Raw genomic sequence first — 12,303 nt, 5'->3', positions numbered from 1 at the left:
AGACCAGTCATCAGGGAAAGTGCCGGACGGCACTTTCCCTGATGTGTATCCAGGGAGCTTCAGGGTGAGTGACGAGTCGCCGTGGCTGGTGGTGGGCCTGGGTAATCCGGGCCGGGAGTACGCCGGCAACCGGCACAACGTGGGTTTCATGGTGGCCGATCTGCTGGCGTCCCGGCTGGGGGCGAAGCTGGGCCGGGCGAAGCGGGCGCAGGCGGAGGCGGCTGAGGGCCGGATGGCCGGGCGGTCGGGCCAGCACGGTGGTGGGCCGAAGCTCGTGCTGGTGAAGCCGATGACGTTCATGAACCTCTCCGGGGCGCCGGTGGTGTCGCTCGCCCAGTTCTTCAAAGTGCCAGTGGCTCATGTGATCGCGGTGCATGATGAGCTGGATGTTCCGTTCGGCCAGGTCCGGGTGAAGCGCGGCGGCGGCGAGGGTGGCCACAACGGCCTGCGCTCGATGTCCAAGTCGTTGGCCAGCAAGGACTACGCGCGGGTGCGCTTCGGCATCGGACGGCCTCCGGGACGGCAGGATCCGGCGGATTACGTGCTCTCCGATTTCGCGTCGGCGGAGCGCAAGGAGCTGGACTTCCTGGTGGACCGGGCGGCCGACGTGGTGGAGGCGGTCGTGCTCGAGGGTGTCGAGTGGGCGCAGAACAAATACCACGGAATCTGATGGTCCGGGCCGGAATCGACTGACTGTACAGTTTCGATTCATCTGAAGTGTCACGCCGTGACGGGTCCGCCGTCCGTCCGTTGGTCACCACAGGCGCCCTCCTTCGGTGCGCCGCCGACGTGACGGGGGGGTCGTGGGATGTCGCAGGACGTGTCCGAGAACCGAACGGACGCGTTGACCGATCCCGCGGTGGGTCTACCGGTCGTGCCGGAGGTGAGCCTGCCGACCGAGCCACCCGTGGGCTCCGGTCCTGCCAACCATCCACCCGGCAACCTCGGCCCACAGCGCCCGGCGGTGCGCTGCTCGGGCCGGAACGCCCGGATCCCCGGTCCGGTGGCGCCGCTGAGCCCGGCACCGGCCGGGGCCGAGACCCGGCGGGCGGAGAACGGCCCGCCGCACGCGGTGCGCTGGCCGGTCGATCCGGCTCGTAACCACGCGGTCGAGCGGTACTGGTCGCCTCGGCAGAACCGGTCCGCCGCGGCCTGGCCGGCGACCCGGCCGTTCATCCGGACGCGTGGCCGGCACGCGGCGATGTCGCGGCGGCAACGCTGGGAGGGCCGGTACGTACGAGCCCTGGTGCTGGCCGACCTGATGGCGGGGATCGGTGGCGGTGCGGCCGGTTTCGGTCTGCGCTTCGGCGACCAGGTGACCGCGTACAACCAGGCGTATCTCGTCGTCTCGGCGCTGCTGCCGGTGGTTCTGCTGGCGGTGCTGGCGATGTCGCGGGCGTACGAGCGGCGCTACCTGTTCGTCGGCGCGGACGAGTACCAGCGGGTGATCCGCGGCGGGGTCGGGCTGATCGCCGGGGTGGCGCTGGTGTCGTACGCCCTGGATCTGGATCTGGCCCGGGCCTATGTCCTGGCCGCCCTGCCGTCCGCGATCGGCTCGGTGCTGGTGCTGCGGTTCGTGCTGCGCAAGCGGCTGCATCTGGCCCGGGCCCGGGGCGAGGCCCTGCGCCGGGTGATAGTGGTCGGGCACGAGTTGTCGGTCATCGGGATCACCCTTCAGCTGCGCCGAGAGAGGTATCACGGCCTTGAGGTGGTGGGCGCCTGCCTGCCTCCGGGCGCCGGAGGCCTCGAGGTGGACCTGCCGGTCTACGGCACTTTCGAGGACGTGGCCGCGGCGGTGGCGCAGGCCGACGCGGACACCGTGGTGGTCCTGAGCTGTCCCGAGCTGGACGGTGCCGCGGTGCGCCGGCTGGCCTGGCGGCTGGAGCGCGACGAGGTGGACCTGGTGGTGGCCAGCGCGCTGGTGGACGTCGCCGGTGCGCGGACCACGATCCGGCCGTTCGACGGGCTGCCCATGCTGCACGTCGAGCATCCCCGTCTGCACGGCGGATCGCGCCTGGTGAAGGAGTTGGTCGACCGTCTGGGGGCGCTCCTGCTGCTGGCGTTCTTCGCGCCGGTACTGCTGGGGGTGGCACTCTGCGTACGGCTCACGTCACGCGGACCGGTACTCTTCCGCCAGGTACGTGTGGGGCGTGACGGGCAGATTTTCCGAATTTTCAAGTTCCGCAGCATGTATGTCGACGCCGAGGCCCGGTTGAACGAGCTGAGGCATCTCAATGAGCACGACGGTGTGCTCTTCAAGATCCGCGACGATCCGCGGGTCACCCCGGTCGGTCGGTGGTTGCGCCGGTTCTCGCTGGACGAGCTCCCGCAGCTGCTGAACGTGCTCTCCGGGCAGATGTCGCTGGTCGGTCCCCGGCCACCGCTGCCGACGGAGGCCGCCGCCTATGCCGACGACGTACGGCGTCGGCTGGCCGTCAAACCGGGGATGACCGGCCTGTGGCAGGTCTCCGGACGGTCGGATCTCCCTTGGGAGGAAGCGGTCCGGCTGGACCTGCGCTATGTCGAGAACTGGTCGCTCAGTTTGGATCTGGTGATCCTGTTGAGGACGATGACTGCAGTGGTGCGCTCGTCGGGAGCGTACTGAGCGCGCCTCCGGCCCGGTTTCGGGTGGCGGTGAGGCGGTTGGACGGAGGAACGAGACGATGGGCGAGCAGACACAGATGTCCGCACGCGTGGCCGGGCAGCGGGACGGCGCCGAGGGTGGCGCACCACCGGTGATCGACGCCGCGTTCGCCCGTTGGCTCGCCGAGCGCGCCGGCCAGGAGCTGCTGCGGGTCCGTGCCGAGCTGGGGTTCGCGGACGCCAAGGCCCTCAAGGTGGCCGGTGACAAGGCCGCCCACGACCTGCTCCGCGCTGAGCTGGCCCGCTGGCGCCCGGCCGACGCGGTGCTGTCCGAGGAGGACGAGCACGCCCGGGTGGCCTGGCTCGAGAGCGAGCCGGGCACGGTCCGCCCGGACCGGCTCAGCGCCTCCCGGGTCTGGATCGTCGACCCGCTGGACGGCACGCGGGAGTTCTCCGAGGAGGGCCGGGCCGACTGGGCGGTGCACGTGGCGCTCTGGACGGCCGACTCGGCCAACCCGGCGTGTCTGTCCGCCGGTGCGGTCGCGATCCCGGCCCAGCATCGGACCATCGCCACCGACAACCCGCCGGCCTACCCGCCGATGCCGCTGGAGTCGGCCACCGGCGGGGTGATCCGGATCGCCGCCAGCCGGACCCGCCCGCCGGCGTTCGTCACCGCGCTCGCCGAGGACCTCGGCGCGGAGCTGGTGCCGATGGGCTCGGCCGGGGTGAAGATCGCCGCGGTGATCAGCGGCGAGGCGGACGCCTACGTTCACGCCGGCGGTCAGTACGAGTGGGATTCGGCCGCGCCGGTCGCTGTGGCGTTGGCCACCGGACTGCACGCGTCGCGCATCGACGGTACTCCGCTGAGCTACAACCGGGCCGATCCGAACCTTCCTGACCTGGTCGTTTGTCGTAAAGATCTCGCTCCTCGGTTGCTTGCTGCAATTAGCAGGCAACTTCCGCCACAATGACGATCCGCCAAGAACCGTGGAAAATCGCATGATGAGCTCAGCTCGGCTGACACCCGAAAGGTCTGGGGACTGAACCCATGAGCCAGACGAAGGATTATCGCGTCTCGCATCTCGACGCTCTCGAAGCGGAGAGCATCTTCGTGATGCGGGAGGTCATGGCCGAGTTCGAGCGCCCCGTGCTGCTCTTCTCCGGCGGCAAGGACTCCATCGTCATGCTCCGCCTCGCGGAGAAGGCGTTCGCTCCGGGGCGGATCCCGTTCCCGGTCATGCACGTCGACACCGGACACAACTTCGCCGAGGTGCTGGACTACCGGGATCGCCGGGTCGCCGCGCTGGGGTTGAACCTGGTCGTCGCCAGCGTGCAGGAGGCGATCGACACCGGCCTGGTCCGCGAGCTGCCCGACGGTACCCGTAACCGGATCCAGACCCCGGTGCTGCTGGCCGCGGTGGAGAAGTACCGCTTCGACGCGCTGTTCGGCGGTGCGCGCCGGGACGAGGAGAAGGCCCGCGCCAAGGAGCGGATGTTCAGCTTCCGCGACGAGTTCGGCCAGTGGGACCCGAAGAACCAGCGGCCCGAGCTGTGGGCGCTGTACAACGGCCGGCACCACCCGGGTGAGTCGATCCGGGTGTTCCCGCTCTCCAACTGGACCGAGCTGGACATCTGGCACTACATCGCCAAGGAGCAGATCCCGCTGCCGAGCATCTACTACGCGCACGACCGCGAGGTCGTCGAGCGCGGTGGGATGTTCTACGCGGTCAACGAGTTCATCCAGCTGCGTGACGGCGAGTCCTCGCAGGTGCGCCGCGTGCGGTACCGCACGGTCGGCGACGCCTCGCAGACCGCGGCGGTGCTCTCCGAGGCCGACACGGTCGAGAAGGTGATCGACGAGGTCGCCGCGACCCGGATCACCGAGCGTGGTGCGACCCGCGGTGACGACAAGGTCAGCGAGGCCGCGATGGAAGACCGTAAGCGAGAGGGTTACTTCTGATGAGCCAGGCCGTTCTGGAGCCGGGCGCCGCGTTCGAGCGCAACATGGACCTGCTGCGGTTCGCCACCGCCGGCAGTGTGGACGACGGCAAGTCGACCCTCATCGGGCGCCTGCTGTACGACACCAAGACGATCTTCGAGGACCAGCTCGAGGCGGTCGAGGCGGCCAGCGCCTCGCGCGGTGACGAGTACACCAACCTGGCGCTGCTCACCGACGGTCTGCGGGCCGAGCGCGAGCAGGGCATCACGATCGACGTGGCGTACCGGTACTTCGCCACGCCGCGGCGCAAGTTCATCATCGCCGACACCCCCGGGCACATTCAGTACACCCGGAACATGGTCACCGGTGCCTCCACCGCCGACCTGGCGCTGATCCTGGTCGACGCCCGTAAGGGCCTGGTCGAGCAGTCCCGCCGGCACGCCTTCCTGACGAGCCTGCTGCGGGTGCCGCACCTGGTTCTGTGTGTCAACAAGATGGACCTGGTCGACTGGGACCAGAAGGTCTTCGAGCAGATCGCCGACGAGTTCACCGCGTTCGCCGCGAAGCTGGACGTGCCGGACCTGACGATCATCCCGATCTCGGCGCTCAACGGCGACAACATCGCGTCGCGTTCCGAGGCCAGCCCGTGGTATGAGGGCCCGTCGCTGCTGCACCACCTGGAGCACGTGCACATCGCCAGCGACCGCAACCTGGTCGACGTCCGGTTCCCGGTGCAGTACGTGATCCGGCCGCAGTCCACCACGGTCACCGACTACCGTGGCTACGCCGGCCAGGTCGCCTCCGGGGTGCTCAAGCCCGGTGACGAGGTGCTGGTCCTGCCGTCCGGGTTGACCAGCACGATCGCCGGGATCGACACCGCCACCGGCCCGGTCGACCAGGCGTTCCCGCCGATGTCGGTGACGATCCGGCTCAACGACGAGATCGACATCTCGCGCGGCGACATGATCTGCCGTCCGCACAACGCCCCGGCGGTCGCGCAGGATGTCGAGGCGATGGTCTGCTGGATGGACGAGAGCGCCCCGCTGCGTGTCGGCGCCAAGTACACGATCAAGCACACGACCAGGACCGCCCGGACCGTGGTACGGGGCCTGCAGTACCGGCTCGACGTGAACACGCTGCACCGCGACGACGCCGCGGACGGCCTGGCGCTCAACGAGATCGGCCGGGTTCGGCTCCGCACCACGGTGCCGCTGCTCGCCGACGAGTACCGGCGTAACCGCACTACCGGCGGCTTCATCCTGATCGACGAGTCGACCAACCGTACGGTCGCCGCCGGAATGATCATCGAAGCCAGCTGAGCGGCTGTCAGGCGACGGTCCGGCGCTCCCGGACCGTCGCCCAGACCACCTTTCCTCCCGCGGCCGGGACGGCGCCCCACAGCTCGGCGGTCGCGTGCACGGTCTGCAGCCCCCGCCCGCGCTCGTCCAGCGGCCTGCCGGGCTGTGGCCGGGCCGGGCTCAGCAGGCGCGGCAGCACCGGGGAGCCGTCGGCGACCGACAGGTACAGCCCGGTGCCACGCCGGGTGACCACCACCCGGAGGTCCGTGCCGGCGTGCTCGACAGCGTTCGTCACCAGCTCCGACATCACCAGCCGGGCGGGGTGCAGCAGCCGCGCCAGGCCCCAGGCCAGGCAGGCGTCGCTGACCAGATTGCGGGCCGCGCTCGGCGCATCCGGGTCCGGGCGCAACGTGGTGACCAGCCGCTCGCCATCCGGGATCCGACCGGCCACGGCCACCCGGGCCTGCCGCACCTTCGCGTAGACCGGCAGGAACCGGCCGGCGTCCAGGCCCTGCATCCGGCCGGCCAGCGGCAGCTCCGGCGGGACGCAGAGGGCCAGCTGCACCGGCGGTCGCAGGGCGGCCGCGACGCTCCGGGCGCTGGTCCAGGTGGGCGCGCTCTCGCTGCCCGGGTCGAGCAGCCGGCTGAGGTCGACGATCAGCGCGTCCGGATGCTCGGCGAAGCACCGGCGCAGCGAGACCGACGTCTCCCGGCGCAGTTGGTCGTCCCAGGGGCCGTGCACCGTGAGCAGCGAGACGGCGGCGTCGGCGGTGAAATCGGAACGAACGGAGACACCCTGCCCGGTGTCATCGTGAAGATTCGGCGGGCTGACCCCCATGCCGCCACGATAACCGCGGCCCCGGTCGCCGGTCGCCGATCTCGCTCCTGCGGGTGATCGGGTGAACGGGTAGCCGGGGACGCCCGATCGGCTCGCCGGACCGAGGGCTGACGAGGATTCAGTGCTTGTGGTCGGTCAGTTCGTCGATCGCCTCGGTGATGGCGCCGGTGAGATCGTCGGAGGGGACCGCGATCCGCTCGCCCTCGCCCTCGACCAGCCGTGGCGCGGGCGAGGCCAACGGCGGGTCACCCGCGAAACCGAAGTCGTCGGGCTCGTCGTGCGGCGGGTTCGGCTCAGTCGTCATACCTGGGCCATACCCACCGCACGGCGATCAAAGCCTGTTCAACCGGGCGGCGCCCGGGCCGGCCACGGCGACCCAACTGGTCGGGGCGTCGAAGCCGCGCTCGGCGTAGGCGGAGGCCACCGCGTCCGCGGTCGCCTCCGCTCGATCGTCGTCGACCAGGGCGAGCACGCAGCCGCCGAAGCCGCCGCCGGTCATCCGGGCGCCGTACGCCCCGGCCGCCAGCGCCGTCTCGACCGCCACGTCCACCTGCGCCACGGTGATCTCGAAGTCGTCGCGCATCGACGTGTGCGAGGCGGTCAGCAGCGGGCCGATCTCCCGGACGCTGCCCGCGCGCAGCAGCGCCACGGTGTCCAGCACCCGCTGGTTCTCGGTGACGATGTGGCGGGTGCGTTTGCGCAGCACCTCGTCGCCGAGTCGCTCCAGGGCCGCGGCGAGGCCGGTGACGTCGATGTCGCGCAGCGCCGGCACGCCGAGGATCGCGGCCGACTCCTCGCAACTCTTGCGGCGGGCGCCGTACTCGCCGTCGACGTGCTGGTGCGGCGCGTTGCTGTTGATCACCAGAATGGCCAGGCCCGCGGCGGCCAGGTCGAACGGGATCTGCTCGATCGCGTACGACCGACAGTCCAGGAACAGGGCCTGACCGGCCTCGCAGCGGATCGACGCGGACTGGTCGAGGATGCCGGTGGGGGCGCCGACATACAGGTTCTCGGCGCGCTGGGCGATCGCCGGCCGCCGCTCCAGCGGCACGTCCAGGCCACCCAGGTCGATCAGCGCGGTGAGCACGGCCGACTCGAGCGCGGCCGAGGACGACAGGCCGGCGCCCAGCGGCACGTCGGAGGCGAGCGCGATGCGCACCGCGGGTGGCTCGAAGCCGGCGTCGCGCAGCGCCCAGACCACCCCGGCGACGTAGGCGCCCCAGCCGGTCACCTCACCGGGCTCGGTGACGCCGAAGGTCACCGGTTCGGGTGCGAGGGTGGAGCAGACCGACCAGGTGCCGTCGGGGGACGGGGCGACCGCCGCGACCGTGCGCTGCGGGAGGGCGAACGGCAGCACGAAGCCGTCGTTGTAGTCGGTGTGCTCACCGATCAGGTTGACCCGGCCGGGCGCGGCCCACAGGCCGGTCGGCTCGTCGCCGTACGCCTCGGTGAACGCGGCCGAAGCTTTCCCGGAGATGCTCATGCCGCCACCTCCGCTTCGCTCCGGCGTCGGCATGAGCCAACAACTGAGTTCATTGATTCGCTCGCAAGCTCGCTCATACCGCCACCTCCGCTTCGCTCCGGCGTCGGCATGAGCCAACAACTGAGCCCATTGATTCGCTCGCAGGCTCGCTCATGCGACATGCTTCCGGTAGAAGGTCCAGGCGTCGCCGATCATCTCCTGCAGAGTGTTCTTCTGGGGCACCCATCCCAGTTCCGCGCGGGCCCGTTCGGAGGAGGCGACCAGGGTGGCCGGGTCGCCGTCGCGCCGGGGCGCGATCTCCACCGGGATGGCCGCGCCGGTGACCTCGCGGGCCGCCTCGACGACCTGCCGGTTGGAGAAGCCGTTCCCGTTGCCCAGGTTGTAGATCCGGTGCTCGCCGGGGGTGGCGGCGCCCAGGGCCAGCAGGTGGGCCCGGGCCAGGTCCTCGACGTGGATGTAGTCGCGCACGCAGGTGCCGTCCGTCGTCGGGTAGTCGTCGCCGAACAGCTGCAGCTTGTCCCGCTTGCCGGCGGCCGCCTGCAGGGTGATCGGGATCAGGTGGGTCTCCGGGTCGTGCCGTTCACCGATCTCGTGGCCCTCACTGATGTAGGCACCGGCCACATTGAAGTAGCGCAGCGAGACCGCGGCCAGGTTGTGCGCGAACGTCTCGGAGGTCAGCGCCAGGTCGAAGGCGAGCTTGGTCGACCCGTACGTGCTTGTCGGCGCCTTGGCGGCCGACTCGCTGATGGGCAGCTCGACCGGGTTGCCGTAGACCGCGGCGGTGGACGAGAAGATCACCCGCGGCACCCGGGCGGCGCGGATCGCGTCCAGCAGGGCGAGGGACTTCACCACGTTCTCGTGCCAGTACAGCTCGGGCTTGGCCATCGACTCGCCGGCGGCGATCAGCCCGGCGAAGTGCAGCACCGCGTCGAAGCCGGCGTCCGGGGTGAGCACCTGGGCGGCGTCGGCGATGTCCGCCTCGACGAAGGTGGCGTCCGGGGCGACCGCCTCGCGGAAACCGGTCCGCAGGTTGTCGAGCACCACGACCTCATGGCCGGCGTCCAGCAGCAGGCGGCTGGTCACGCTGCCGACGTAACCGGCGCCGCCGGTGACGAGCAATTTCACGGCTCGGGCCCTTTCTGACGGTGAAAGCGATCTTAGAATCCTCCAGAAGCGCTCATAAGTCAACAGGTTCGAACATTCGTCCCGGACGGTGAGGGGATTCGCGGGATCCGGTCCGAGGCTGACACAATGGCCCTCATGTCCGACGCTGCCCGCCGCCCGCGAGTGCTTTCCGGCATCCAGCCGACCGCCGATTCCTTCCATCTCGGCAACTATCTGGGCGCGGTGCGCAACTGGGTGGCGATGCAGGAGACCCACGACGCGTTCTACTGTGTGGTGGATCTGCACGCGATCACCATGGGACATGACCCGATCGCGCTCCGTAACCGTACTCGGATTTCGGCCGCGCAGTTGCTCGCGCTCGGACTGGACCCGGAGCGGTGCACCCTCTTCGTTCAGTCGCACGTGCCGGAGCACGCCCAGCTCAGCTGGGTGCTCAGCTGCATCACCGGTTTCGGCGAGGCCAGCCGGATGGTCCAGTTCAAGGACAAGTCGGCCAAGGCGGGTCAGGACAGCACCACCGTCGGCCTGTTCACCTACCCGATCCTGCAGGCCGCCGACATCCTGCTCTACCAGGCCGACCAGGTCCCGGTCGGCGAGGACCAGCGCCAGCACCTGGAGCTCACCCGCGACCTGGCGCAGCGGTTCAACAGCCGTTTCGGGCCGGCCTACACCATCCCCTCGGCGTACATCGTCAAGGACACCGCGAAGATCACCGATCTGCAGGACCCGACGATCAAGATGTCCAAGTCGGCCTCCTCGCCCAACGGCATCATCGAGCTGCTGGACGACCCGGCCCGCTCGGCGAAGAAGATCAAGTCGGCGGTCACCGACACCGGCCGGGAGATCCTCTACGACGAGGTCAACAAGCCGGGCATCAGCAACCTGCTGACCATCTACGCGGCACTCACCATGCGCACCATCGACGAGCTGCTGGAGCAGTACGACGGGCGCGGCTACGGCGACCTGAAGAAGGACCTGTCCGAGGTGCTGATGGAGTTCGTCAGGCCGATCCAGGAGCGGACCAAGGGCTACCTGGACGACAAGGCCCAGCTCGACAAGATCCTGGCGGTCGGTGCGGAGAAGGCGCGTGCCGTCGCCTCGGTCACCCTCGCCAAGACGTACAAGAACGTGGGTTTCATCAGCCCCGCCCGCGGAGCCTGAGACCGGTGGGTGATCCTGCCCGGACCCGCATCGGCGTGGCGATCGACATCCCGGAACCCTGGGGCGAGATGCTGACCCGCCGTCGTGCGGAGGCCGGTGACCCGCAGGCCGCTTGGACGCCGGCGCACGTCACGCTGCTCGGGCCGACCGAGGTGGCGACCGAGGCGCTGTCCGTGGTGGAGAAACACCTGGAGGCGGTCGCCTCGGCGCAGCCGCCGTTCACCATCCACCTGCGCGGTACCGGCACGTTCCGGCCCATCACCGACGTGGTGTTCGTGAGCCTGGCGATGGGTATCAGCGAGTGCGAGCTGATGGCCGAGGCGATCACCCGGTCGGCGGAGATCAGCCGGGACAGCCGGTTCCCGTACCACCCGCACGTCACGGTGGCGCAGGACGTGCCGGCGGACGCGCTCGACGCGGTCTTCGACGATCTGGCCGGGTTCTCCGCCCGGTTCCCGGTGTCGTCGTTCACCCTCTTCTCGCACGGTGGCGAGGGACCATGGCGGCCACGCCGCGACTTTCCCCTCGGCGGCTGACCCGGTCGGCTACGGTCGCGCGGTGAACCCTATCGACCGGGCCTATGACGCGGTCGCGGCCCGGATCATGGCGGTGCGCTATCGCTCCCGCTACTTCGATCATCTGTGCCGGGCGCTGCTGCGCTACGACGGGGTTCAGGGTGGCCGGTTGGCCGCGGCCAGCGCGTACTACGGCTTCTTCGCGTTGTTCGCGCTGCTGCTGATCGGTTACTCGATCTTCGGTTTCCTGCTCACCAGCAACACCGAGCTCTTCGACCTGGTCCACGACTTCCTCCGGCAGAACCTGCCGTTCCTCGACGTGCAGGCCATCCTGGACAGCAAGAAGACGGTCGGCATCGTCGGCATCGTCGGCCTGACCTTCACCGGCATCGGCTGGGTCGAGGCGATCCGCTCCTCGCAGCGGCTCATCTGGGGGCTGCGCGAGCAGCCCGGTTACTTCGGCATCCGACAGGTGGTGGACCTGCTGGTGCTCGTCGGTGTGCTGATCCTGCTCACGCTCACCCAGCTGGCCGTCTTCGGCCTGGAGAAGATGCTCGACTGGCTGGCCGGCGGCGGTTTCCAGACCACTCTGTCGGTGGTCAGTCTGATCCTCACGCTGGCGGTGAACATGCTGCTGGCGGCGGCGCTGCTGGCCGCGGTGCCCCGGCTGCGGATGCCCGCGCGGCGGATGGCGCCGCCGGTGCTGCAGGTCGGGATCGGACTGATGCTGCTCAACACGGTGGGCAAGTCGTTCGTCGCGATGGTCCAGCGCAACCCGGCGTACGGCCTGGTCGGCTCCGCCGTCGGCGCCCTGGTCTACCTCTACGTCTTCCACCAGCTGCTGCTGTTCGCCGCGGCCTGGGCGGCGACCAGCCCGCACGGGCGGGTGGTGGACCTGTCGGCTGACGATAAAACCGTTCCGGTGGGGCAAAACCTCTGGATTCGGGACGACCGCCCGCGATGATGTCCTGCGTGGGGACTCTCGTCACGCTGCATCTGCCGCCCGGCTCGCCACTTATCGACGCCCCGTGGGTGATCACGATCGGCTCGCTCGGCGATCGGGAGGACTGGGACCCGGTGGTCTGCGGGCCGTACGAGCGGGGTCACGCGGTGGCCCTGGCCCGCGCGGTGGTCGCGGACGACGACCTGATGGCGGTGGTCGAGCCGATGTTCCCACTGGACGGGGTGGACGCGATCCGCAAGGAGATCGAGGCGGTCCGGGCGGCGGCCGAGGACGACACGGAGCTGCTCGCCGAGCCGGCGGGCAGTGGTCCGCCACCGGCGACGCCGGAGCCGTCCGAGGTGCACGACGGCTGGCGCCGGATAGCCGCCCGGCTGGTCCGGTGAGCCCGCTGCGATAC

General features: G+C 69.9%; 13 protein-coding genes. 9 read left to right on the top strand and 4 right to left on the bottom strand.

The genetic code is table 11. The features are described 5' to 3' along the window. Positions 1-64 precede the first annotated feature (64 nt). The 5 genes from pth (at position 65) to cysN (ending at position 5,841) form a co-directional block, all read left to right on the top strand. Entirely contained in the window at positions 65-670 is a 606-nt protein-coding gene (pth, locus tag CHC09_RS04795; protein WP_089291667.1) for an aminoacyl-tRNA hydrolase, read from the top strand. 138 nt (positions 671-808) lie between these two features. Further along, positions 809-2,605 (top strand): sugar transferase, encoded by a 1,797-nt coding sequence (locus CHC09_RS04790; protein WP_089291666.1) that lies wholly within the window; start codon positions 809-811, stop codon positions 2,603-2,605. Between the two features lie 76 nt (positions 2,606-2,681). Beyond that, positions 2,682-3,554, top strand: coding sequence for a 3'(2'),5'-bisphosphate nucleotidase CysQ (locus CHC09_RS04785; protein ID WP_239137961.1), 873 nt, complete (start codon positions 2,682-2,684; stop codon positions 3,552-3,554). 77 nt (positions 3,555-3,631) lie between these two features. Continuing rightward, positions 3,632-4,543 (top strand): sulfate adenylyltransferase subunit CysD, encoded by a 912-nt coding sequence (gene cysD / locus CHC09_RS04780; RefSeq protein WP_089291664.1) that lies wholly within the window; start codon positions 3,632-3,634, stop codon positions 4,541-4,543. After that, the gene (gene cysN, locus CHC09_RS04775) at positions 4,543-5,841 is read left to right on the top strand and encodes a sulfate adenylyltransferase subunit CysN (RefSeq protein ID WP_089291663.1); all 1,299 of its coding nucleotides are present in this window, start codon (positions 4,543-4,545) and stop codon (positions 5,839-5,841) included. The genes cysD and cysN overlap by 1 nt, the downstream gene beginning before the upstream one ends. 7 nt (positions 5,842-5,848) lie before the next feature. On the opposite strand, the gene CHC09_RS04770 is transcribed toward cysN, so the two are convergent. The 4 genes from CHC09_RS04770 to galE all read right to left on the bottom strand — a co-directional run bounded on the left by CHC09_RS04770 (position 5,849) and on the right by galE (position 9,266). Continuing rightward, positions 5,849-6,658 carry an ATP-binding protein gene (locus tag CHC09_RS04770; protein WP_089291662.1) on the bottom strand — a complete coding sequence of 270 codons (810 nt, stop codon included), beginning with the start codon at positions 6,656-6,658 and terminating at the stop codon, positions 5,849-5,851. 118 nt (positions 6,659-6,776) lie between these two features. Further along, entirely contained in the window at positions 6,777-6,962 is a 186-nt protein-coding gene (locus CHC09_RS04765; RefSeq protein WP_089291661.1) for a hypothetical protein, read from the bottom strand. Positions 6,963-6,989: 27 nt separating this feature from the next. Next, on the bottom strand, positions 6,990-8,141 hold the full coding sequence (gene galK / locus CHC09_RS04760) for a galactokinase (protein ID WP_089291660.1): 1,152 nt from the start codon (positions 8,139-8,141) through the stop codon (positions 6,990-6,992). Positions 8,142-8,291: 150 nt separating this feature from the next. Further along, the gene (galE, locus tag CHC09_RS04755) at positions 8,292-9,266 is read right to left on the bottom strand and encodes a UDP-glucose 4-epimerase GalE (RefSeq protein WP_089291659.1); all 975 of its coding nucleotides are present in this window, start codon (positions 9,264-9,266) and stop codon (positions 8,292-8,294) included. Between the two features lie 135 nt (positions 9,267-9,401). Between galE and trpS the strand changes: the two genes are divergently transcribed. From trpS to CHC09_RS04735, 4 genes are read left to right on the top strand one after another with little or no spacing between them, the layout of a single operon-like run. Beyond that, a complete protein-coding gene (gene trpS / locus CHC09_RS04750) occupies positions 9,402-10,427 on the top strand; it encodes a tryptophan--tRNA ligase (RefSeq protein WP_089291864.1) in 1,026 nt (341 codons plus the stop codon). A gap of 5 nt (positions 10,428-10,432) precedes the next feature. Then, entirely contained in the window at positions 10,433-10,963 is a 531-nt protein-coding gene (locus tag CHC09_RS04745) for a 2'-5' RNA ligase family protein (protein WP_239137972.1), read from the top strand. A gap of 22 nt (positions 10,964-10,985) precedes the next feature. After that, positions 10,986-11,906, top strand: coding sequence for a YihY/virulence factor BrkB family protein (locus tag CHC09_RS04740; RefSeq protein WP_089291658.1), 921 nt, complete (start codon positions 10,986-10,988; stop codon positions 11,904-11,906). Between the two features lie 8 nt (positions 11,907-11,914). Then, positions 11,915-12,289: a hypothetical protein gene (locus CHC09_RS04735; RefSeq protein ID WP_089291657.1), complete on the top strand. Its 375-nt coding sequence runs from the start codon at positions 11,915-11,917 to the stop codon at positions 12,287-12,289. Positions 12,290-12,303 lie beyond the last annotated feature (14 nt).

It is taken from the genome of Actinoplanes regularis (assembly GCF_900188005.1).
GTDB lineage: Bacteria > Actinomycetota > Actinomycetes > Mycobacteriales > Micromonosporaceae > Actinoplanes > Actinoplanes regularis.
Note: the sequence above shows the minus strand (reverse complement) of the source record. Positions and strands in the feature narration are given on the sequence as shown.

Coding starts and splice junctions, on each gene's coding strand:
- CHC09_RS04790 (WP_089291666.1), top strand. CDS start 809: ATGTCGCAGGACGTGTCCGAGAACCGAACGGACGCGTTGACCGATCCC.
- cysN (WP_089291663.1), top strand. CDS start 4,543: ATGAGCCAGGCCGTTCTGGAGCCGGGCGCCGCGTTCGAGCGCAACATG.
- CHC09_RS04765 (WP_089291661.1), bottom strand. CDS start 6,962: ATGACGACTGAGCCGAACCCGCCGCACGACGAGCCCGACGACTTCGGT.
- galK (WP_089291660.1), bottom strand. CDS start 8,141: ATGAGCATCTCCGGGAAAGCTTCGGCCGCGTTCACCGAGGCGTACGGC.
- cysD (WP_089291664.1), top strand. CDS start 3,632: ATGAGCCAGACGAAGGATTATCGCGTCTCGCATCTCGACGCTCTCGAA.
- CHC09_RS04770 (WP_089291662.1), bottom strand. CDS start 6,658: ATGGGGGTCAGCCCGCCGAATCTTCACGATGACACCGGGCAGGGTGTC.
- trpS (WP_089291864.1), top strand. CDS start 9,402: ATGTCCGACGCTGCCCGCCGCCCGCGAGTGCTTTCCGGCATCCAGCCG.
- CHC09_RS04785 (WP_239137961.1), top strand. CDS start 2,682: ATGTCCGCACGCGTGGCCGGGCAGCGGGACGGCGCCGAGGGTGGCGCA.